The organism is Streptomyces sp. NPDC001348, assembly GCF_053597535.1.
On record NZ_JBSFIK010000008.1, the window covers coordinates 167,012 to 188,129 of the forward strand.

General features: G+C 70.7%; 23 protein-coding genes and 1 pseudogene. 12 read left to right on the plus strand and 12 right to left on the minus strand.

From position 1 onward, the window contains the following. Nucleotides 1-31: 31 nt before the first annotated feature. The gene (locus ACWC21_RS11370; protein ID WP_450880688.1) at nucleotides 32-919 is read left to right on the plus strand and encodes an EamA family transporter; all 888 of its coding nucleotides are present in this window, start codon (nucleotides 32-34) and stop codon (nucleotides 917-919) included. Between the two features lie 77 nt (nucleotides 920-996). Next, nucleotides 997-2,004 (plus strand): aldo/keto reductase, encoded by a 1,008-nt coding sequence (locus ACWC21_RS11375; protein WP_450880495.1) that lies wholly within the window; start codon nucleotides 997-999, stop codon nucleotides 2,002-2,004. A gap of 119 nt (nucleotides 2,005-2,123) precedes the next feature. Here ACWC21_RS11375 and thpR read toward each other — a convergent pair whose 3' ends face one another. After that, complete coding sequence (gene thpR / locus ACWC21_RS11380) at nucleotides 2,124-2,708, minus strand: RNA 2',3'-cyclic phosphodiesterase (RefSeq protein ID WP_450880497.1); 585 nt, start codon at nucleotides 2,706-2,708, stop codon at nucleotides 2,124-2,126. Between the two features lie 40 nt (nucleotides 2,709-2,748). Between thpR and ACWC21_RS11385 the strand changes: the two genes are divergently transcribed. Next, nucleotides 2,749-3,261 carry a GNAT family N-acetyltransferase gene (locus ACWC21_RS11385; RefSeq protein ID WP_450880499.1) on the plus strand — a complete coding sequence of 171 codons (513 nt, stop codon included), beginning with the start codon at nucleotides 2,749-2,751 and terminating at the stop codon, nucleotides 3,259-3,261. Between the two features lie 20 nt (nucleotides 3,262-3,281). Here the strand turns inward: ACWC21_RS11385 and ACWC21_RS11390 are convergent, their stop codons facing one another. Further along, nucleotides 3,282-4,634, minus strand: coding sequence for an MFS transporter (locus tag ACWC21_RS11390; RefSeq protein ID WP_450880501.1), 1,353 nt, complete (start codon nucleotides 4,632-4,634; stop codon nucleotides 3,282-3,284). Between the two features lie 34 nt (nucleotides 4,635-4,668). After that, complete coding sequence (locus ACWC21_RS11395; RefSeq protein WP_388804150.1) at nucleotides 4,669-5,106, minus strand: MarR family winged helix-turn-helix transcriptional regulator; 438 nt, start codon at nucleotides 5,104-5,106, stop codon at nucleotides 4,669-4,671. 154 nt (nucleotides 5,107-5,260) lie between these two features. Here ACWC21_RS11395 and ACWC21_RS11400 point away from each other — a divergent pair, with 154 nt between their 5' ends. Further along, a complete protein-coding gene (locus ACWC21_RS11400; RefSeq protein ID WP_450880504.1) occupies nucleotides 5,261-5,443 on the plus strand; it encodes a ribbon-helix-helix protein, CopG family in 183 nt (60 codons plus the stop codon). A 22-nt stretch (nucleotides 5,444-5,465) separates the two neighbouring features. On the opposite strand, the gene ACWC21_RS11405 is transcribed toward ACWC21_RS11400, so the two are convergent. After that, nucleotides 5,466-6,917 carry an NCS2 family permease gene (locus ACWC21_RS11405; RefSeq protein ID WP_450880506.1) on the minus strand — a complete coding sequence of 484 codons (1,452 nt, stop codon included), beginning with the start codon at nucleotides 6,915-6,917 and terminating at the stop codon, nucleotides 5,466-5,468. 151 nt (nucleotides 6,918-7,068) lie between these two features. Between ACWC21_RS11405 and ACWC21_RS11410 the strand changes: the two genes are divergently transcribed. Next, nucleotides 7,069-7,353, plus strand: a complete 285-nt coding sequence (locus ACWC21_RS11410) for a DUF2530 domain-containing protein (protein WP_450880508.1) — start codon at nucleotides 7,069-7,071, stop codon at nucleotides 7,351-7,353. Nucleotides 7,354-7,514: 161 nt separating this feature from the next. On the opposite strand, the gene ACWC21_RS11415 is transcribed toward ACWC21_RS11410, so the two are convergent. From ACWC21_RS11415 to ACWC21_RS11425, 3 genes are all read right to left on the minus strand, one after another. Continuing rightward, nucleotides 7,515-8,345, minus strand: a complete 831-nt coding sequence (locus ACWC21_RS11415; protein WP_450880510.1) for a hypothetical protein — start codon at nucleotides 8,343-8,345, stop codon at nucleotides 7,515-7,517. Nucleotides 8,346-8,577: 232 nt separating this feature from the next. Next, the gene (locus tag ACWC21_RS11420) at nucleotides 8,578-9,444 is read right to left on the minus strand and encodes a hypothetical protein (RefSeq protein WP_450880512.1); all 867 of its coding nucleotides are present in this window, start codon (nucleotides 9,442-9,444) and stop codon (nucleotides 8,578-8,580) included. Nucleotides 9,445-9,632: 188 nt separating this feature from the next. Continuing rightward, on the minus strand, nucleotides 9,633-10,700 hold the full coding sequence (locus ACWC21_RS11425) for an alpha/beta fold hydrolase (protein ID WP_450880514.1): 1,068 nt from the start codon (nucleotides 10,698-10,700) through the stop codon (nucleotides 9,633-9,635). A 106-nt stretch (nucleotides 10,701-10,806) separates the two neighbouring features. Between ACWC21_RS11425 and ACWC21_RS11430 the strand changes: the two genes are divergently transcribed. After that, nucleotides 10,807-11,568, plus strand: coding sequence for a TetR/AcrR family transcriptional regulator (locus ACWC21_RS11430; RefSeq protein ID WP_450880516.1), 762 nt, complete (start codon nucleotides 10,807-10,809; stop codon nucleotides 11,566-11,568). Nucleotides 11,569-11,783: 215 nt separating this feature from the next. Here the strand turns inward: ACWC21_RS11430 and ACWC21_RS11435 are convergent, their stop codons facing one another. Continuing rightward, nucleotides 11,784-14,930, minus strand: a complete 3,147-nt coding sequence (locus ACWC21_RS11435; RefSeq protein ID WP_450880518.1) for a sacsin N-terminal ATP-binding-like domain-containing protein — start codon at nucleotides 14,928-14,930, stop codon at nucleotides 11,784-11,786. A gap of 207 nt (nucleotides 14,931-15,137) precedes the next feature. Between ACWC21_RS11435 and ACWC21_RS11440 the strand changes: the two genes are divergently transcribed. Then, nucleotides 15,138-15,356: a type II toxin-antitoxin system VapB family antitoxin gene (locus tag ACWC21_RS11440; RefSeq protein WP_450880520.1), complete on the plus strand. Its 219-nt coding sequence runs from the start codon at nucleotides 15,138-15,140 to the stop codon at nucleotides 15,354-15,356. Nucleotides 15,357-15,405: 49 nt separating this feature from the next. Next, nucleotides 15,406-15,939: a hypothetical protein gene (locus tag ACWC21_RS11445; RefSeq protein ID WP_450880522.1), complete on the plus strand. Its 534-nt coding sequence runs from the start codon at nucleotides 15,406-15,408 to the stop codon at nucleotides 15,937-15,939. Between the two features lies 1 nt (nucleotide 15,940). Here the strand turns inward: ACWC21_RS11445 and ACWC21_RS11450 are convergent, their stop codons facing one another. From ACWC21_RS11450 to ACWC21_RS11460, 3 genes are read right to left on the minus strand one after another with little or no spacing between them, the layout of a single operon-like run. Continuing rightward, nucleotides 15,941-16,150, minus strand: a complete 210-nt coding sequence (locus tag ACWC21_RS11450; protein ID WP_450880524.1) for a DUF397 domain-containing protein — start codon at nucleotides 16,148-16,150, stop codon at nucleotides 15,941-15,943. A gap of 37 nt (nucleotides 16,151-16,187) precedes the next feature. Next, nucleotides 16,188-16,397, minus strand: coding sequence for a DUF397 domain-containing protein (locus ACWC21_RS11455; protein ID WP_450880526.1), 210 nt, complete (start codon nucleotides 16,395-16,397; stop codon nucleotides 16,188-16,190). Then, nucleotides 16,394-17,269: a helix-turn-helix domain-containing protein gene (locus ACWC21_RS11460; RefSeq protein ID WP_450880528.1), complete on the minus strand. Its 876-nt coding sequence runs from the start codon at nucleotides 17,267-17,269 to the stop codon at nucleotides 16,394-16,396. Before ACWC21_RS11460 ends, ACWC21_RS11455 begins: the two co-directional genes overlap by 4 nt. A gap of 146 nt (nucleotides 17,270-17,415) precedes the next feature. Here ACWC21_RS11460 and ACWC21_RS11465 point away from each other — a divergent pair. From ACWC21_RS11465 to ACWC21_RS11480, 4 genes and pseudogenes are all read left to right on the plus strand, one after another. Continuing rightward, a pseudogene (locus ACWC21_RS11465) lies at nucleotides 17,416-17,829 on the plus strand (ATP-binding protein); the annotation flags it as partial. 256 nt (nucleotides 17,830-18,085) lie between these two features. Then, a complete protein-coding gene (locus ACWC21_RS11470; RefSeq protein ID WP_450880530.1) occupies nucleotides 18,086-18,964 on the plus strand; it encodes a helix-turn-helix domain-containing protein in 879 nt (292 codons plus the stop codon). Nucleotides 18,965-19,016: 52 nt separating this feature from the next. Next, nucleotides 19,017-19,601 carry a Uma2 family endonuclease gene (locus ACWC21_RS11475; RefSeq protein ID WP_450880532.1) on the plus strand — a complete coding sequence of 195 codons (585 nt, stop codon included), beginning with the start codon at nucleotides 19,017-19,019 and terminating at the stop codon, nucleotides 19,599-19,601. A 74-nt stretch (nucleotides 19,602-19,675) separates the two neighbouring features. After that, a complete protein-coding gene (locus tag ACWC21_RS11480) occupies nucleotides 19,676-19,915 on the plus strand; it encodes a hypothetical protein (protein WP_450880533.1) in 240 nt (79 codons plus the stop codon). A gap of 78 nt (nucleotides 19,916-19,993) precedes the next feature. Here the strand turns inward: ACWC21_RS11480 and ACWC21_RS11485 are convergent, their stop codons facing one another. Next, nucleotides 19,994-20,920, minus strand: coding sequence for a DUF3027 domain-containing protein (locus tag ACWC21_RS11485; protein WP_450880535.1), 927 nt, complete (start codon nucleotides 20,918-20,920; stop codon nucleotides 19,994-19,996). Nucleotides 20,921-21,118: the final 198 nt, after the last annotated feature.

A 21,118-nucleotide genomic window follows, 5' to 3' on the forward strand; every position in this document is an offset into this window, starting at 1 on the left:
CTCCCCCGCCGCCCCTCCCTCGTCCCCGCCCATGGTCTCCGCAGGCGGTGGCCGCACTCCCCGCCGGTCCGGTTCGCTCGGGCCGGTCGGCCTGGTGCTCGCGGGCGGCGTCTCGGTGCAGTTCGGCGGGGCCCTCGCCGTGACCCTGATGCCCCGGGCCGGTGCGCTCGGTGTCGTGACGCTGCGACTGCTGGCGGCGGCGCTGGTCCTGCTGCTGGTCTGCCGCCCCCGGCTGCGCGGCCACTCGCGCACCGACTGGGGCACGGTGATCGTCTTCGGTGTCACGATGGGCGCGATGAACGGCCTCTTCTACGAGGCGGTGGCCCGTATCCCCCTGGGCGCGGCCGTCACCCTGGAGGTCCTGGGCCCCCTCGCCCTTTCGGTCCTGGCCTCCCGCCGTGCGATCAACGCGGTCTGGGCGGGACTGGCCCTCCTCGGTGTCTTCCTGCTGGGCGGCGGAGGGTTCGGCGACCTCGACCTGCCGGGCACGGCCTTCGCCCTGGGGGCGGGGGCCATGTGGGCGACGTACATCGTCTTCAGCGCCCGTACCGGCCGCCGCTTCCCGCAGGCGGACGGGCTGGCGCTGGCCATGGCGGTGGCGGCGCTGCTGTTCCTTCCCCTGGGCGTCGCGGGATCGGGCGGCAGGCTCCTCGACCCGGTGACGATCGCCCTCGGCTCGGCGGTCGCGCTGCTGTCCTCCGTCCTCCCCTACACGCTGGAACTGCTCGCGCTCCGCCGTCTTCCCGCCCCCGCGTTCGCCATCCTCATGAGCCTGGAACCGGCCATCGCGGCAACGGCCGGCTTCCTGATCCTCCACCAGACCCTCTCCCCCCTCCAGAGCCTCGCCATCGCCCTGGTGATCGCGGCGAGCATGGGAGCGGTACGGACGCAGGCGGGCCGGGGCGCGGGTGGAGGGTGACCGGGCCGGACGGCACCGGCGGACGGTCTCCGGCTCACCTTGCGTAGAGCGCACTCCAAGCCGTTGGCTTGTGCCCCATGGAGTACACGCAGCTCGGACGTACCGGACTCAAGGTCAGCCGACTCGTCCTCGGCACCATGAACTTCGGCCCGCAGACCGATGAGGCCGACAGTCACTCGATCATGGACGCGGCGCTGGACGCGGGTATCAACTTCTTCGACACCGCCAATGTGTACGGGTGGGGTGAGAACAAGGGCCGTACCGAGACGATCATCGGTAACTGGTTCGCCAAGGGCGGCGACCGCCGCGACAAGGTCGTCCTCGCCACCAAGGTGTACGGCAACATGGCGCCGGACGCGCACGCCGCCGCGCCGGCCGCCTGGCCCAACCACGACAAGCTGTCCGCGCTGAACATCCGGCGGGCGGTGGACGCCAGCCTGAAGCGGCTGCGGACCGACCACATCGACGTCTACCAGTTCCACCACGTCGACCGGAACACGCCGTTCGAGGAGATCTGGCAGGCGATCGACGTCCTGGTGCAGCAGGGCAAGATCCTCTACGTCGGCTCCTCCAACTTCCCCGGCTACAAGATCGCCCAGGCCAACGAGATCGCCGCGCGGAGGAACGGGACGATCGGGCTGGTCAGCGAGCAGTGCCTGTACAACCTCGCCGAGCGCCGCGCCGAGATGGAGGTGATCCCGGCCGCACAGGACTACGGGCTCGGAGTGATCCCGTGGTCGCCGCTGCACGGCGGGCTGCTGGGCGGGGTCATCAGGAAGCAGGTGGAGGGCGGCCGCAGGGCGAGCGGGCGGGCCGCCGCCGCCCTGGCCGACCCCGCCGTCCGCGACCAGATCCAGGCCTACGAGGACCTGCTCGGCAAGCACGGGCTCGAGCCCGGCGAGGCCGCGCTCGCGTGGCTGCTCACCCGGCCCGGGGTGACCGGTCCGATCGTGGGCCCGCGCACGGCCGAGCAGCTGGCGTCCGCGGTGCGGGCCGTGGAGCTGGAGCTGTCGGAGGAGGTCCTGACCGGGCTGGACGAGATCTTCCCGGGTCCTGGGCCGTCGCCGGAGGCCTTCGCCTGGTAGCGGGCGAGTCGGCGGCGGTCTACTTTCGGACCGCCGCCGCCACCGCCACCAACACGAACATCAGCACGAGCGCACCGGCCATGATCCGGTTCCGGGTTTTCGGGTCCACGCGTCCGAGCCTAACCGGCCCCGCCCGCGGGGGTTCCGAGCGGCCAGCGGTCGACGGCCTCGTAGCGGGGCTGTTCCCCCGGCACCCCGGACCCCGGCAGGTGGCTGCGCACCAGTACCAGCTCCCGTACCGTCCAGGTGCTGCCGGTGAATCCGGAGAGGGAGTCGACGTACGGGCGTACGTCCATGGCGTCCCGGCTCCTGGCCACCGTCAGGTGGGCCTTGTACCGGCGGTGCTCCCCCATCGGCACGCCCGCCTTCCGCGCCGCCGCCTCCGCCCGTTCGGCCAGCAGCCGCAGGGCCGGCAGGTCGCCCTCGGCCCCCGTCCACAGGGCGCGGCCGTGACCGAACTGGCCGCCGCCGCGCAGTGCCAGCGGGAAGGACGGGGTACGGGCGGCCGCGCGGCGCAGGCGGGTGGACAGGCCGGGTACGAGTTCCTCGTCGACCTCGCCGTAGAAGGCGAGGGTGAAGTGCCATCCGGGGCGGCCGGTCCAGCGCAGGGCGTCCGCACCGGGGAGCTTCTTCAACCGGGCTACTTCGGCGGCGAGTTGCTCGGAGGCGTCCGGCGGGGGCAGCACGGCGGCGAAGAGTCTCATAGGCACCAGGGTGTCATCGGGGCGCTGCCATGATGAGGTGATGGAGATCAAAATCAGAGAAGGCGGCCCGGAGGACGTCCCCTTGATACTCGGCATGCTCGACAGCTCGGTGAAGTGGCTGGTCGCACAGGGCCGGACCCGGCAGTGGGGTACCAAGCCCTGGTCGGAGAATCCCCGGGCGGTGGACCTGGTCCACCGGTACGTCGCCGACGGCTCCCCCTTCGTCGCCGAGCTGGACGGCGTTCCGGCGGCCACCCTCACGCTCAGCAAGGCGCCCGGCCCGTACCTGGAGCCCGCCGGTGAGCCCGAGCGGTACATCCACCTGTTCGCCTCGGACCGCCGCTTCAAGGGCCACGGCGCCGGCGCCGCACTGCTGGCGCACGCCGTCGAGGAGACCCGCCGGGCGGGAGTGTCCCTGCTGCGCGTGGACTGTTACGCGGGCGACGACCGCAAGCTGGTCGCCTACTACGAGCGCAACGGCTTCACACCGACGGAGGCCTTCACCCACGGCGAGGACGAGTGGCCCGGGCAGGTGCTGGCCCGGAGGGTGTAGCCCCCCGGGCCCGGCTGCCCTCAGGCCGCGGTGGCCAGCTGCTCCCGCTCGCGCGGCACGAACCGGAGCCGCGGATGGCCGTGGTACCAGCCCACCGACAGGCGCAGGCCCCCGATGCGGGCCAGGACCAGTCCGACGGTGACGGCGGCGGCGGCCGAGACGACACCGCCGAGGGCGAAGCCGACGCGGGGTCCGTAGGTGTCGGTGATCCAGCCGACGACCGGCGCGCCCAGCGGTGTGCCGCCCATGAAGACCATCATGAACAGGGCCATCACCCGGCCGCGCATGGCCGGGTCGGTGGCCATCTGGACCGCGGTGTTCGCGGTGACGTTGACCGTCAGGCCGGCGATCCCTATCGGGGTCATGAGCAGCGCGAACAGCCAGTACGACGGTGCCAGCGCGGCCACGATCTCCAGCGTGCCGAAGGCCGCGGCGGCCGCGATCAGCAGACGCAGGCGGGCCGTGCCGCGCCGGGCGGCGAGCAGGGCGCCGACCAGGGAGCCGATGGCCATGAGCGTGTTGAAGAGGCTGTAGGCGCCGGCGCCCGCGTGGAAGACGTCGTCGGCGTAGGCGGACAGCCACACCGGGAAGTTGAAGCCGAAGGTGCCGATGAAGCCGACGAGGACGATCGGCCAGATGAGGTCCGGGCGTCCGGCGACGTAACGCAGGCCCTCGCGGAGCTGGCCCTTCCCCCGGGGCGCCCGCTGGGCGACGTGCAGCTCACGGGCGCGCATCAGCAGCAGGCCGCCGATGGGCGCGACGAAGGACAGGCCGTTGACGAGGAACGCCCAGCCGGTGCCGACGCCGGTGATCATGACGCCCGCGACGGCGGGGCCGACCAGGCGGGCGGACTGGAAGTTGGCCGAGTTCAGGCTGACCGCGTTCTGCAGCTGCTCGGGGCCGACCATCTCGGAGACGAAGGACTGGCGGGCCGGGTTGTCGACGACCGTGGCGAGGCCGACGGCGAAGGCGGCGAGGTAGACGTGCCAGACCTGGACGTGTCCGGTGAGGGTGAGCGCGGCGAGCACGAGGCCGGTGACGGCCATCGCGGACTGGGTGACGAGCAGCGCGGGGCGCTTGGGCAGGCGGTCGACGAGGACACCGCCGTACAGGCCGAACAGCAGCATCGGCAGGAACTGCAGGGCCGTGGTGATGCCGACGGCCGCGGAGGAGCCGGTGAGGCTGAGGACGAGCCAGTCCTGGGCGATGCGCTGCATCCAGGTGCCGGTGTTGGAGACGACCTGGCCGATGAAGAAGAGGCGGTAGTTCCGGATCCTCAGCGAGCTGAACATCGAGGACTTGCGCCGGGGGGCGGGCGGGGAGTCGTGGGTGGTCGGTGCGGGGGCGGAAGCTGCTCCGGGTCCCGAACTCAAAGGGTTCGCCTCCTTGCGATGGGCACGCGGGTGCTTAGAGGTGTGCGAGTTTTTCCAGCACGGGAGCGGCGGCGCGCAGTTTCGCCCACTCGTCCTCGTCGAGGCCCTCGACCAGGCCGGCCAGGAACGCGTTGCGTTTGCGGCGGCTCTCCTCGAGCATCGCCTCGGCCTGCTCGGTCTGGGTGACGACCTTCTGGCGCCGGTCCTCGGGGTGCGGTTCCAGACGGACCAGCCCCTTGGCCTCGAGCAGCGCCACGATGCGGGTCATCGAGGGCGGCTGCACGTGCTCCTTGCGGGCGAGTTCGCCCGGGGTGGCGCTGCCGCAGCGGGACAGGGTGCCCAGCACCGACATCTCGGTGGGGCTCAGCGACTCGTCGACGCGCTGGTGCTTGAGGCGACGGGACAGTCGCATCACGGCGGAGCGCAGTGAGTTCACGGCGGCAGCGTTGTCGCCATGGGTAAGGTCCGACATGTTCTTTAGCGTAACTCATTACCCTGGCTAAAGAACACTGGGAACACACCGAACGGCCGTGACCCTGGCCACTGGGCCCCAATGTCACTCATATGGGTGATCCCTGTGCGGAACGTGACACAGGACACCGAAGAGTGCCGCGACCCTCGTACGCATGGGGACCAGCGTGCTCAGCCTGCGCATGGACCGCGAGCTGCTCGAACGGCTCCGCCACCATGCCGCCAAAAGAGGAATGAGCGTCCAGGACTACGTGGTCCGGACGCTCATTCGGGACGACTTCGACGAGCGGTTCCAGACCGCGGTCGAGGAGACGGAGAGGTTCTACGGGGTCACGTGACCCCGGGCGGCCGAACGGCCGCTCACGTGAGGCCGAGGGCCGGCATCAGGTAGTAGAAGGCGAACACGGCCGAGACGACGTACATCGCCACCGGGATCTCCCGGGCCCGGCCGGCCGCCAGGCGCAGCACCACGAAGGTGATGAAGCCCATGCCGATGCCGTTGGTGATCGAGTAGGTGAACGGCATCATCACCATCGTCACGAAGGCCGGCATCGCGAGCGTGGGGTCGCTCCAGTCGATCTCCTTGACCGAGCCCGCCAGGATCAGGAAGCCGACCGCGATCAGCGCGGGGGTGGCCGCCTGGGAGGGGACCATCGTGGCGACCGGGGTCAGGAACAGGGCGAGGGCGAACAGCGTGCCGGTGACGACGTTGGCGAAGCCGGTGCGGGCGCCCTCGCCGACTCCGGCGGTGGACTCCACGAAGCAGGTGGTGGCCGAGGAGGAGCTGGCGCCGCCGGCGGCGACGGCGATGCCGTCCACGAAGAGGACCTTGTTGATGCCGGGCATCTGCCCCTGGGCGTCGGTGAGCCTGGCCTCGTCGCTGACGCCCATGATCGTGCCCATGGCGTCGAAGAAGCAGGACAGCAGCACGGTGAAGACGAACAGGATGCCGGTCAGCGCACCGACCTTGCCGAAGCCGCCGAAGAGGCTGACCTGGCCGATGAGCCCGAAGTCGGGAGGGGCGACGGGGTTGCCGGGCCACTTCGGGGTGGTGAGCCCCCAGGTGGACACGTGCGTGACCGCGTTGACGGCGAGGCTCAGCACGGTCATCGACACGATCGAGATCAGGATCGCCCCGGAGACCTTGCGCACGATCAGCGCGAGGGTGAGCAGGGTGCCGAGGACGAAGACCAGCACCGGCCAGCCGGTGAGGTGGCCGTCGCCGCCGAGCTGCAGCGGAACGGTGGTGTGGGCGACGTCCGGGATACGGGTGACGAAGCCGGAGTCGACCAGGCCGATCAGCATGATGAACAGGCCGATGCCGATGGAGATGGCCTTGCGCAGGCTGTAGGGCACCGCGTTCATGACGCGCTCCCGGAGCCCGGTGGCGACGAGCAGCATCACGACGAACCCGGCGAGCACGACCATGCCCATGGCGTCCGGCCAGGACATACGGGGCGCGAGCTGCAGCGCGACGACGGAGTTGACGCCGAGGCCGGCCGCGAGCGCGATCGGCACGTTGCCGATGACGCCCATCAGCAGCGTGGTGAACGCGGCGGTCAGGGCGGTGGCCGTGACCAGCTGGCCGTGGTCGAGCTGGTGCCCGTACATGTCCTTGGCGCTGCCGAGGATGATCGGGTTCAGCACGATGATGTACGCCATCGCGAAGAAGGTGGCGAAGCCGCCGCGGACCTCGCGCGACAGCGTGCTGCCCCGCTCGGAGATCCTGAAGAAGCGGTCGAGCGTACCGTGCCCGGACGCATCGCCCGGCTGCTGCGGGACGGGAGCCTTGGCGGGGGCCGAGGTGGACATGCGGGACCTTTCGTCACCAGCGGGCATCCCCCAGCCCGTTTGGTGTTTCCTACAAACAGAAGTGGCCAAAGACAAACGGATTCAGTATGAACATATAACGTTCATAGCGCTATCTCCGCGCGTAGACCTGATCGCCTCGTAAGCTGTCCGCATGAAGAAGTGGACCCCCACGCACGAGGCACCGGAGCCCCTGGAAGGCCCGGTGGTCGCCACCATCACCGGCGGCACGATCGTCTGGTTCGTCCTCTTCCTCGCCCAGCTCCCCTTCTACCGCTGGTACGCCGACCACGGCCACACCTGGTGGATCTGGACCTGCCTGGCCGGAGGCGGCCTCGGCCTCATCGGCGTCTGGTACGTCCGCAGGCGGGACGCGGCGATCAAGAGGGACGCGGCGGTCAAGCGGACGGCGGATGTGCGGCCGGGCGCCGCTGAATAGTCCCGGTGGGGGACTTCGCAGCCGACCGTCACGAGTGGGTGGGCGGGAAACGGGGTCCAGGGGCGGAGCCCCTGGCGGGGGCTGGGGCGGAGCCCCAGGGGCGGCAGGGAAAGGGCCTCCCGGAAACGCTCCCGGGAGGCCCTTCGTAGCTGCCGCCGGCGTTACTGCACGTCGACGTAGTCACCCGCGGCGCTGACCGCCGGGGTCGTCGTGGTGCCCGCGAAGGAGAAGCGCCAGTAGCCGTCGTACGCCGCGGTGGCCGTGGCCTTCAGGTTGCCGGAGGAGTCCGAGTACACCGTCTTCACCGTGGTGTACGTGGTCGTGCCCGCCTTGCGGAACTGCAGCTTGACCGGCTGGCTGGTGTAACCGTGGTACAGGTGGTCCTCCCAGTTGGCCCGGGAGAGCTTGCCCGTGGTGGTGAGCGTCGCGCCCTTCTTCACCGGCTCCGGGCCCGCGTCGGCGGTGAGCTTGGAGTAGCGCTGCACGTTGGTGGTGGCGAGGCTGCCCTGGTCCTTGAAGCCGACCTTGCTCAGGTCGGGGTTGTTCGGGTCCTGGCCGTTGAAGGCGGTGGCCTCCGCGGCGACCGACCAGCTGCCGGCGTCGGCGTTCTTGAGCTCGCCGTCACCCGGGTAGATGTCCACGGTGCCGGTGCAGGTCTCGGTGGTGGACGAGGTGACCGTGCAGGTGGCGAAGTCGTCGCCCTCCAGCGTCTTGGTCTGGTCGTCCATGGTGCCGCGGTAGAGGTAGGCGTCGCTGTAGAAGTCGGACGCGGTGACGTCCACGTCCGCGCCGTGCGTCAGCGTGTACGAGTACGTGGTGCTGACCTTGTTGGTGGTGCCGACCTTGATCGCGGAGGCGATCTTGAGGTTGGAGAAGCTGACGTCCATCGTGTACGGCGTACCGCTGGACCCGGTGGCGTGCGCGGCCGGCACGGCGAGGGCGGAGAGGGCCAGGGCGCCGGAGACGGCGGCCACGGTGGCTCGTATGCGCATTGCGTTCCCCATGTGGGAGAAGTGATCGGTGAGTCTGTTGACTCGGCAGATCTGATCATTGGCACATGCAACTGGTTGTACGCCGTCGACCGGATCCGGCCATTCTTTGTGCGGCCATTGCCATCTGATGGCCAGGAACAGAGGTTGAGGGAACGATTCGGCCCCAGGAGGCCGGCTGCGTCCTGGGGCCGAAACGAGTGCTGCCTACTGCCTACTGCTTACTGCCTACTGCCTACTGCACGTCGACGAAGTCACCCGTGGCGTTGACCGCCGGGGTGGTCGTGGTGCCCGCGAAGGAGTACCGGAAGTAGCCGTCGACCGTCGCGGTGGTCGTGGTCTTCAGGTCGCCGGTGGAGTTCGACTTGATGGTCTTCAGCGTGGTGTAGGTGCTGGTGCCCGACTTGCGGAACTGCAGCTTCACGGACTGGTTGGTGTAGCCGTGGTACTTGTGGTCCTCCCAGTTGGCGCGGGAGAGCTTGCCGGTGACCGTGATGGTCTTGCCCTTCGCCACCGGCTCCGGCGCGGCGTTGACCGTCAGCTTGGAGTAGCGCTGGACCAGGGTCGTGCCGAGGCCGAACTGGGCGGTGCTGTCCTCGGTGCTGTACTTGACGGCCAGCCCGCCGCCGTTCCAGGTGCCGGCGTCCGAGTTGGACAGCGCCCCGTCGTCGCCGGGGTAGATGTCGATGTCGCCCTTGCAGCTGGCGGTGGTCGCCGAGGTCGCGGTGCAGGTCGCCGGGTCGTCGCCGAACAGGACGTTGGTCGGGGCGCTCGAGGTGCCCTTGTAGATGAACGGACCGTTGGCGAAGTCCGAGGAGGTGATGTCGATGTCGGCGCCGTGGGTCAGCGTGTAGGTGACCGTGGTGGCGACGTGGTTGGTGGTGCCGACCTTGATCACCTTGGCGATCTTGAAGTTCGAGAAGCTGACGTCCAGGTCCGCGGCCGTGGTGGCGGTGTACGCGCTCTTGCCGGAAGCGGCGTGCTGGACGGCCTGCGCGGCCTCGGCACGGTAGGACGAGGCGTCGGCCTGGGCGGCCGGCACGGCGAAGGCGGAAAGGGCCAGGGCGCCGGAGACGGCGGCCACGGTGGCACGAATGCGCATGCGTTCCCCTGCATGGAGAAGAGTGGGCGCGAGGCCCAAATGATCGTGGAGTCTGTTGACTCGGATGATCAGATCCGTGACCGATGGGAATGGTTGTACGGGAGTTGAAGAAATCGTGAGGGCTTCGGGAACCTCGGAGGAGACACCCTTGCCGAGCACCGGCGCCGCACTCGCCGGGCCCCGGCGCCTCACTTGCCGAGCGTCGGCCGCACCTTGCCCAGCATCAGCTCAAGGAACCGGTCCGGGTGCCTGAAGGAGGCGAAGTGGCTGGCGTCCTCGATGAGGGCGAAGTCCTTGACCGGAGCGGTGACGTCCTCGAAGAAGCGCCGCGCCGGCTCCGGCGGGGTGAGGGCGTCACGGTCGCCCTGGAAGAGGAAGAACGGCAGCCGGAAGTCGGTGCCCGCGGCCCGCTCGTCGACGGTCAGGGCCTGTGGGCCCAGCCGCTCGGCGAAGGTCATGCCCTTCAGGTAGGTGCGCAGCCCGCGCAGGGTGTGCAGCGGTGAGAACCACAGCGAGCGGATCACCACGGTCTTCATCGTGTCGTAGCTGAGCGGGTCGCTGGTGATGACCAGCTTGTTGAACTCCGACCACTGCTCGGTGCTCCACGCCGTCCGGTCCGCCCCCATCGCGGCGACGGCGGCGTACGCCTTGCGCTTGCCCGACTTCTCCAGCCGGCCGAGCAGCGCGTCGTAGGCCTGCCGCTCGCGCCCGCCCGCGATGACGTTCTGGTCGGTGCCTACGTAGGCGGAGTACAGCTCGGGATGGTTGCGGGCCAGGCGCAGGCCGGTGACCGTGCCGAAGGAGTTGGCGACCAGCACGACCTTGTCGACGCCGAGGCGGGCGCGGACGTGCTCGGTGACCTCTAGGGCGTCCCGGTAGTACCGCTCGAGGCTCATCTCGCCCTGCCCGTCCGCGCCGCCGCGGGCGAAGGTCAGACCGGAGCCGCGCATGTCCCAGCGCACGATCGTGAAGTGCCGCTCCCAGCCGCGGGTGCGCGGGATGTAGATCTGGTTGGAGGCGCCGGGGCCGCCGTGAAGTTCGAGGACGACCGGGTTGGCGCGGTCCTCGCCGCGTACGGAGACCCACTGATCGATGCCGCCTATACGGACGTACCCGGACTCGTCGATGCCGTTCGGCGTGGTGATGGCGAGGCGTCTGGCGTTCGCCGCGCGCTTGAGCTGCCGGTAGCCCAGCAGGCCGGCGACGGGAGCGGCGGCCAGGGTGACGGCCGAGGCGGTGAGGACGGTGGCGAGCATGACGGTACCCCCTGAAACTGTTTATCTCGTCAGCAGTTGTGTTTACGGTATATACAGTTAAGGGCCGGGGTCAACAGGCTCCGCCCGCCGACCGAGAGGGACCGTCATGCCGAGGGGCACAGCGAAGAGCACGGACCGGGACAAGCCGCGCGATCCGCGGGCCGGGGTCGCCTTGCTGTGGGGTGAACAGGACCAGCCCACGCGAGGACCGAAGCCCAGCCTGTCGCCGCAGCGCATCGCCGCCGCGGCCGTGGCACTGGCGGACGCCGAGGGGCTGGACGCCGTGTCGATGAACAAGGTCGCCGCCGGGTTCGGCGTCTCGGCGATGGCGCTGTACCGCTACGTCCCGGGCAAGACCGAACTGGTCGAGCTGATGGTCGAGTCCGTCCTCGCCACCCCGCCGGACCTGTCGTCCCTGGCCGGCGACTGGCGGGCGGGCGCGCGGGAGTGGACCCGCCGGTCCTGGCAGGTCTACGAGGCCCACCCCTGGCTGCTGGCCGCCACCGCGATGCGCCGCCAGGCCATGGGCCCGGGCCAACTCGGCTGGCTGGACTCGATCCTCGGCGCGCTGGCCCCTACAGGCCTGACGGCGGCCGAACTGCACCAGGTCTTCCTGCTGCTGGCGGGCCTGGTGCGCAACCTCGCCCAGCAGCTCGTCGACTTCGACGAGGAGCACGGCCGCGAGTTCACCCGCCTCACCGCTGAACTCCTCGACCGCCACGCCGACCGCTTCCCGGCCCTGACCCGGGCCATCGCCGACGGCTTCTTCGCACCGACCCCCATCGACCCGCTCGACTTCGCCCTCGACCGCGTCCTCGACGGCGTCCAGTCACTCATCGACCGTGCGGGGCCGTCCCGGACGCACTGACCGCGCTGGCCTCGCGATCGAGTCAGGGGGCTCGCCTCGTCGCGGGATCACGGGTCGGAGCCGGCGCTGCCAGGGCAGGCGGTCGCACTTGTCGTGGTCGCGGGCCGCGGTCGGCCGACGGCGCGTCAGCCCATCGGTGCGTCGGGCCATCGGCGCGGCCCGCCGACCCCGGCCGGCGACCGCCGGGATCCTGTCGAGCAGGGGACACCGGTCAGTCAGTCGAACCAGCGGTCCCGCGCCAGCTCCTCCGTCCGCGACGGGTCCTCCAGCAGGGCCGCCACCTCGAACCGCCGCGGCCACTGGCCCGCCGCCCAGGCCAGCCCCGCGGCGACACCTTCGAGGGTGGTGGCGTGCAGGACGCCGTCGTCGGTCAGGCGCCAGTCGATCTCCACGCCGTCGACCACGAGTTCGTCGTGCTCGACGTAGGTGTCCGGGGTGCGCGGGCCCAGCAGCACACGTACCGACTCCGGCACGTCGTGTTCGGTGCCCTCCGAGTTCACCGTCCCGGTCACGGACTCGCTCAGCCGCCGCACCTGGAACAGCTCGGCCAGCTCGGCGGCCCGGGCGGGGCGGACCGGCAGCAGCGGCACCCCGGACGTGAACGGCAGCAGGTCGGGCGAGTCGACGACGACGGCTTCCCCGGCGTCCACCACCGTCACCCGCCCGTCCACGACGGCCCGCAGCTCGTCCGGCAGGGTCACCTGCTCGGGGTCGAGGTCGGCCAGCGCGCTGTACAGGCCGTGCAGTTGGGCCGGCGTGACCGGGCGCTCCGGGTCGGCGAGGCGGTCCAGGAGTTCGGCGGCGCCGCCGGGTTCGTCGAGCAGGGCGGCGACGGACGTGCGTACGCCGAGGGCCTTGAGGACCTGCTCGTCCTCGAAGCCGGTGGCGTCGGCCTGGTCGTACAGGCCGTGCAGGAGCGGGTCGCCGCCGGCCGCGAGGAGGCCCGCCGGGCGGCGGCCGTCGAGGACCGGGTGCCCGCGCAGCCACCATGCGGTGTAGGGCCGTACGACCTCGTGGGTGCCGTCCGGCAGCAGGATGCGCACCGGCTGGGTGAGCGCGTCGCGCAGCGGCGGGCGGGCCAGCAGGGTGAGGGCCTGCGGCCAGTGGTCGTCGTCGACGAGGTCGAGGTCGCGGACGGCGACGAGTTCGGTGGCGACCGGGGGTACGGGGGTGTCGGGGAAGCGGTCGAGGATGTCCTCGCACCACACGTCGACGGCGTCGAGCAGGCCAGCGTCGTCGGGCTCGGCGAAATCGCCGTCGCGGGGCTCGAGTTCGTCCGGGTCGAGGACGACGTCGGTGGCCCGCACGAGGGCGAAGTCGGCCAGCACGCCACAGGCGGCCAGCGGGCGCTCGCCCCACTTCTCAGCCAACTCGGCTTCCACGCAGGCGAGTTCGCCCTCGCGGATGACCTGGGCGAAGGGGCTGCCGGGGAAGACGAGTTCACCTGCGGGCGCGAGTTCGCCGTCCTCGTCGGGCAGGGCGAGGGCGCCCAGCCAGGGCTCGTCCCCGGGTTCGAGTCCCGCGTCGCGGACCAGGGCCAGGACGGTGTCGGCGAGTTCCTCGGCGTCGAGGGCGTCCTCCTCCCAGGCCACGGCGCCCTCGTCGTCGAGGGAGGCGGCGACGGCGGCCCGCACCTGCGGGGTGGTGAGGACCGCACGCGGCGTCGCGGGCAGCGCGCCGAGCTTCTCCAGGAGCGGGTGCGCGGCGTCCGGGTGGGCGACCTTCAGGCCGAGCCGGGCGAGTACCTCCGGGTCGATGGCGGCGTCCGGGGTGGGCAGCAGGACCTGGCGGGGGCCGATGGTCGTACGGCCGTCGGCAAGGGGGACCGGCAGCCCGGAGAGCCGGTCGGGGTCGACACCGGCGAGGCTGTCGTAGAGCCGCCACCACCAGTCGGGGGACTTCTCCAGACCGGCCAGCCGGTCGACGGCGTCGGCGAGCGGCAGCCGGGCCACGCCGAGCGTGCGCAGCTCGACGCGGCGTTCCAGGCCGGCGGGCAGCAGCGTGGGCAGCACCTCGGCGAGGACCCGGACGGTGTCGGCGCCGGCGCCCTCTGCGATCTCCGCGTCGCGGGGACGCAGGACCTCGGGCAGGGAGCCGGCTTCGGGGGCCTCCTCGTCCGCCTGGTGCTTCGGCGGTACGGCCGGAGGCAGGAAGGCCGTGCGCGGGAGACGGTCGAGGATGGCCTGGCGCAGGGCGCCGTCGAGTTCGCCCTTGCCGAGCGGGCCGGGCACGAGGTCGATGATGCCCTCGGTCACCGGGCGCCAGCCGGCGAGGAGTTCGGCGTACGCGTCCGCCGCGCGCTGCACCAGGAAGTCGGTGAGCGGGCCGGGGGCGGCGTGCCGGCGGGTGGTGTCCAGCGGGAAGGAGGCGATGAGCAGGGCCGGAACGCCGAGGGGCTCGTCGCTGGGGGTGGGCGCGTGCACCACGGGGGTGGTGCGGGGGCGGGCGGGGGTGCCGTCCGGGTCGGGCACGGCCCAGGTGACCGACCAGTGCGGGCGCAGGCGCTCCTCGACCGGACGGTCCGCGAGCAGGTCCGGGGTGAGAGGGCCGTGGGCGGAGACCGTGCGCCAGCGGGTCGTGCCGTCGCGGGAGTCCGTGACGACCGTGTGGGCGCCCTCGGTGCGGCGGCGCAGCGTGCGGGGGATGTCGTCGTTGACCTCGACGACGACTTCCTCCAGGCCGGGCAGGGCGAGGAGCAGGGCGTCGTCGACGGCGTGCAGGAGGCGTTCGGCGAGGTCGGTGGCGGCGGTGTCGCGCAGCGGGAGGATGACGACGGTGTCGTACGGGTCCGGGGCGGAGCCCTCGGCGGGGAACGGCAGGCGCAGCAGCGGTACGTGTCCGTCGCGGCGGCGGATCTCGTCGCCCAGGCCGGGGCTGTGCCGGGCGGCGTCGGCGGCGAGTTCCCGGGCCTCGGCGAGGGACCAGCGGACGCCGCCGTGCCGGCCCACGACCGCGGGTTCGTCGGTGACGGCGAGCACGGCGGCGAAGCCCACGCCGAAGCGGCCGACGGTTGCCTGGCCTTCCTGGGACTCACGCTTGGCGGAGGCGCGGAGGGTGGAGAGCGACTCGACGCCCGCCGCGTCCAGGGGGGCGCCGGTGTTGGCGGCGACCAGGACGCCGTCGCGGAGGGTGAGGCGGAGGCGGCCGGGTACGTGGGCGCGGGCGGCGGCGTCGGCGGCGTTCTGCGCCAGCTCCACGACGAGACGGTCCCGGTAGCCGCCGAGGACCAGGTCCTCCTCGGCGTTGGCGTCCTCACGGAAACGGGCGGGACTGGTGGCCCAGGCGTCGATCACCCCGCGGCGGAGACGGGCGGTACCGAAGGGGTCGGCGCCCTCGGTCGCGGGCCGGACGAACATGCTCACGTTCACCTCTTCATCGTCGCCGTGAGGACGAAGGTACCGCTCATCGAGGGGGGCATGCGGTGTGCCCCCCTCCGCGAAGAACGCGAGCTGCGGTCACGGGATCCTCGGGTGGACGGGCTGGTGGCACCGCCGCCCCGGGTGGGGCTGCGTTACCGCCCCCACAGAGGCGGTCTGATATATGATCGCTAGCCCGCTCAGGGAGGCCTGATGTCCAAGATCCTCGTCGATATCGACGACGACAAGCTGGCCTTCGCTCAGCGGCAGCTCGGCACCAGGACCAAACGGGAGACCATCGACCGCGCGCTGACCATAGCGTCGGCGATCAGCGCCGACGACCGGGCACGTGCCCTGCGCTGGCTCCAGGAGAACGCCGACGCGTTCCTGGACTTCGACGCTCTCGCAGAACGAGAACAGTCAGGCCTGTAAGAAGAGGCCAGGATCGTTGCATCGAGGCGTCAGCGAGAGAGGCACTCACATGGCACTTCTGGCCGAGTACAGCTGCAAGGCCACACCAGGCCGCCGCGTATTAGAGGTCTACGACGCGGACGCATATCTCGGCGACGACGACGCCATGGCAGCCGCCCGCAGACAGGTGGTAGCCGGAAACGGCTACCACCTCTACCTGCTCAGCCTCCAGCCAGCCATCGGCGTCGAGATCACCATCCGCATCTGGGACACGCCACCCAGCCCGCCGACTGACGCTGAAGGCCACGTGGACATCAGCATCGAGTCCGAAACCGGAATTCTGGTTGTCGGTCAACTCGACAGCGGTCCCGCAGACGACGTGACCCTGCCGCGCCCCGGTGTGTATGAGGGCCACGCCTGGTGGATCAACCGCCAGGCAACCGCCGACTACTACGACACCACCCTCGACCGGCTTGCCGACGATGCCCCCGAAGACTGGCTGGGCGAGGCCTGGGACAGCTGCCCCGTCACCGAACGCTACGTTCTGGACCTCGCCTACATCCGAGAACCCATTCCTATTGAGGACGAGGACATCTGGGCATAGATCAGGCCTCGGACGCGTACGGGACGAAGCGCGTCCACGTGTCCGGGGTGAACGCGAGCCGGGGGCCTGCGGGGCTCTTGGAGTCGCGGACGTGGATGGTGCCGGGGGTGACGGCAAGCTCGACGCAAGACTCGCCATCGGTACCGCCGCTGTAGCTGCTCTTGAACCACGCCAGGTCGGAGGCGTCCGCGTCGGATGCCTTGCGCATCACGTCTCTCCCAACAGTTGCTCGATGAAGGCGAATGCGTTCAGTCCATGGAGGCGTAGGGGACGAAGCGCGCCCATGCGTCAGGGGCGAACGCGAGGCGGGGGCCTGCGGTGTTCTTGGAGTCGCGGACATGGATGGCGCCGGGGGCGGTGGCGATTTCGACGCATGAGTCGCCTTCATTGCCGCTGCTGTAGCTGCTCTTGAACCACGCCAGCTCGGTGGCGTCCTCCGCAGAGGCCTTGCAGATCATGTTTCCCCCAGCAGTTGCTCGATGAAGGCCAGCGACTCGCGTGGTGAGAGAGCTTGAGCCCGGATAGTGCTGTAGCGAAGCTCAAGGATGCGCAGATGCTTGGGCTCCGAAATCGGGCGGCCGTTGAACGCGCCGTCGGAGCGCCCCACCGCCGTACCGTCCGCGAATTTGAGCACCTCGATCCTCCCGTCCAGTCCGGGGTGTGCCTCACACCGCAGTGGCATCACCTGGAGTGTGACGTTGTGCAAACTCCCCACTTCCAGCAGCCGTTCGAGCTGCTGGCGCCAGACCATTGTGCCTCCGATGGGACGTCTCAACGCTGCCTCTTCCTGGACGAGGCTCAGCGCCGGAGCCGGTGAACGAGCGAAGATCGAATGCCTGGCGAGGCGAGCCGCTACCAAGCGCTCGACCTCGTCCGGTGTGTACGGAGGTTGCCGAGCCGTGAACAGCGCCCTCGCGTGTTCGGAAGTCTGCAACAGACCGTTGATGCTGTGGCTCTCGTAGACACCCATCTCGACGGCCCGGGCCTCCAACGTCGCCAGTTCCCGAAGCCGCTTCGGATAGCGGACCTTTCTCACGTCCTCCTTCATTGCCGAGATGAGCCCACCCGCGCTCAGCACCTCGTCGGCCGTGTCCAGATAGTCGGGCCGAGGGATCCGCTTCCCGCTCTCGATCTTGTAGACCATGTCCTCGCCGTAGCCCACGGCCTTGCCGAACTCGGCTGCCCGCATCCCCACGGCCTCGCGCCGGAGTTTCAACTGCCGCCCCACCGTGGTGATGACGGCGACGCCCCACTCGTCGTCGGGGTCCACCTCCCACCCGGGCTCGTCCGCCTCGTCCCTGAGCCGTACCGCCTCACCGTCCACCGACATCCGCGCGCCCCTCCGTCGTAGCGTGCCGTCCTGCTCGTACCAACCGTGGGGACAGGCAGGACAGCACCGGACAAGCCCCGGACAGTCACCGTACGCAACCGTCCCGTCACTCATCACGGTAGGCATATCCGGTCACTCTGGGTGGCGTGAATCAGAAATCCGCCGAGAACTTCAGCGTGCTGCTCTCCTCCACGCCGCGAGGCGCCCGCCTGGCCCGTCTGCTCGCCGACGAGCAACTGCGCCGTTGGGGACTGCCGACGGAGAGCGCGATCCTGGTCGTGGCCGAGCTGGCGGCCAACGCGGCGACGCACGGCCGTGTGCCGGGGCGGGACTTCCGGCTGTCGCTGTGTGTGGTCGGCGACGACGTCCTCCGTATCGAGGTCACGGACACACGCGGTGAGCGGCTCCCCGAGGTGCAACCGCCCTCGCCCGACGCCGAGTCCGGCCGCGGTCTGCTCCTCGTGGACGCGCTTGCGGACCGCTGGGGAGTGGTCGAGGAGCGCTTCCCTCGCAAGACCGTCTGGGCCGAAATGCGCTGCTCACGGCCGGAGCCCGATCTTTCGGGCTGCGGCGTCGCAGGCGGTCCCCACTCAAAGAATCCGGGGGAGAAAGAACCCCTCCAAACCCCACCCCTCCCGCCCGTCGCGCAAACTCACTCGCGCGAGTGAACATCGCGAACTCGACTGGATTCCGGGCCGGTTGCCTGCCCTACGCTCAGCGCGACAGCACCACAACCGCAGACATGCGACGGCCCCCGCCGGGAGTGGCTTCCCAGTGCGAGGGCCTGACCACCAAGGAAGAAAAGGCCTCTTCCCGATGGATACGCAGAACCCTAGCGCGCCCCCGCATGCCCAGTCCCGCGTTGGCGGCAACAAACACCCGAACCGGCGGTCCGGGCACCACTCCGGTGGACTGATCCACGACCACACCCGCCACACCACCCGGTTCACGGTGATCGGCAACCACCTCGCCCAGCACCCGGAGCTCTCCGGGCTCGCCATCGGGCTCGGCGTGCACATCCAGTCGCTCCCGGCCGGTGCCCGCGTGGACATCAGGACTCTCGCCGAGCGCTTCCCTGAAGGGCGCGAGCGGATCGCCGCCGCACTGCGCGAGCTGGAGACCCACGGCTACCTGCGCCGAGTACGCGAACGCGCCCCCAGCGGCCGTATCGTCACCCGGACGATCTCCTGCAACCAGCCCGGACGGCGCCGCGAGGACGAAAGCGCGTGTCCGGAGTCCGAGCGCCCGGCTGCCGCCCCGAAGAAGCACACGCCCCGCAAGCCCCTCCCGCCCGTACCGAGTCCGGCCTTCCCGGCCCCCGCACTCCTCCAGGCCGCCACCGACCTCCTGGCTGACCTCCGCACCCACGATTCCCGCCTGCTCCTCTCCGCCTGCGACACGGCCCACCTGGCCCCGGGTGTCGCTGCCTGGCTGGAGCGTGACGTCAGCCCCGACGCCGTACGCCGCGCCCTGACCGCCGACCTGCCACCGGAGGGCCCGCGCCGCCCGGCCGCCCTCCTGGCGCACCGGCTGGCCGCCCAGTTGCCTCCGCCGCCCCCGTTCCGCGCTCCGGAGCCGCCGCCGGCCGTTCGGCACGACTTCACCAACTGCGACGGCTGCGACCGCGCCTTCCGCTCCCCCACACCCGGTGGTCGCTGCCGTGACTGCCGATCCGATTCCTCGGGGGCCGCCTAGCATGAACGTGACGATCCTTGCCCCGGGGCACGTACGACGAGGAGCGCGCGCCATGACCATCGCATCGGGCCACGTCTACCGGGCCATGCGGGACCTCGTTCAGTCCATGGACGACACCATTCCGGGCAAGTTCGAGATCACCAAGAAAGGGATCGTCCACGACATGATGGCGCCGATCGGCCCGCATGAGCTGACCACTCTGCACCTGCGGAAACGGCTCGAAAAGATCATGCCGGAAGAGATCGTGGCCCACACGGGGGAGCCCGACGTCGAGGACGAGGCCGAGGGCATCATGCGCCGCCCCGACGTGATGGTGATCGCCCTGGCGGACATGGATGTTCCCGGTTCCTTTGATCCCCGCACGGTGATCGCCGCGGTCGAGGTCGTCTCACGGTCCAACCCGGAGAACGACTGGGAGGACAAGATGCGGGACTACCCGCTGATCGGCATCCCCGTCTACGCGGTCTTCGATCCCCGCTCCGGCACCGGCGCCGTCCTCACCGACATCCACCCCACCCCTGACGGGCCGCGTTACGCCACGCGCAAGGATTTCGTGTACGGCGAGGACGTCACCATCGGCGACTGGACGATCTCGACGGAGAACCTGCCGCTCTACAAGACCACGGGCACGAGCTGATTCCCCGACCGGAGCTCACCCCCGATGCTCTCCGGGCCGCCCTCGCCGTCGTCGACCCGGGGCGCCTGGACGAAATGCAGGCCGAGAAAGACGAAGCCTTTGCGAAGGCCGTCGAGTGGCAGTCTCTGAGCCCGGTGCAGAGCTGGGTCCTGATCTGGGCAAGGGACATCGAGATCGCCCGTCGGCCCGATCTGTCCGCCCGCTGCACCCGGGCGAAGAGCGATCTGGAAGACCCGGATCCGGCTGTCGCCCAGGAAGCCCTGCGCAGCCTGAGTGCCGTCCTGGACGAAGCCATGAAGGCAGTTCGCGAGTGAGCTGGAAGCAGATCACTCACCTGGGCTTCTGAGCAGGAGCCGCCCGCACGCACAAGCGGCCCGCCGCAGTCGGCGGCGCTAAGAGTGCCCCAGCTCCGCCGTCTCCTCGTCCCCCACCACCGGTACCGACCCGGAGTCCGCCGCCGGGCGGAGCGGGAACGGGTCGACCCTCGTCTCGTCGATGACCGGTGGCGCCGGCTGGGGCGGCTTGGGCATGACCGCGGCCTCGGAGTGGCCGCCGCAGCCGTAGGACAGGGAGACGACGCGGCCGTCGGCCGGGGCGAACTCGTTGGCGCAGACGCCGAAGGCCTGGCCGAGGGAGCCGCCCATGGGGACGAGGAAGCCGCAGCTGGCGCAGGAGGCGGGGGCCGCCTGGGCCATGGGGGTATTGGCGCCGAAGGCCTCGTCCCAGCGGTCGGCGGCGATGTGGAGGCCATAGCGGGACAGCACTCGGGCGCGGCGCATCCCGAGTTCCTCCGCCACCGCGGCGATGGTGCCGCGGGCGGGGGTCACCGGCTGCGCGGCGGGGGCGCCGGGGGTGACCTCGGCGTCCTCGGCCTCCGCCAGTTCCGCCATCTCCTCGGAGACCGGGGAATTCACCGGCGGTTCTTCCACGCCGGCGTAGCCGGGCTCGAGGCGGAGGTCCTCGGCGTCGGTGGGCAGCAGGTCGCCGGGGCCCATGTCGCCGGGGCGCAGGCGTTCGCTCCACGGGACCCACTCGGGGGCGAGGAGGGCGTCGGGGCCGGGGAGGAGCACGACCTCGTCCAGCGTCACGATCTTGGCGCGGGACGCGCGGGCCACCGTGGCCGCCCAGCGCCAGCCCCGGTACCCGAGTTCCTTGCACTCGAAGAAGTGCGTGACGACGCGGTCGCCCTCGGCGATCATGCCCGCGTGCTCGCCGACGACGCCTGGAGCGGCGGCCTCCTCGGCTGCGGCGCGGGCGAGGTCGACGGCCTCGGCGCACAGGCGGTCGGGGGTGCGGCTTCGCGTGGTCGCTGCGCTCACAGGTATCGCTTCTCTCCTACGCCGTCTCACGGGTGCGCGGGCCTGAAGGCGGTGGAACGGACGGAGCGGACCTGTGGGCCGCATCGACGTCCGCGTCCGATCGCACTCGGGCGCACCTCTGCCATCCATTCTGCGGGATGGCTGAGATAGGCACGCTACCCGGTCACCGGCGCTGGGCCTACACCGACGGACGGGATC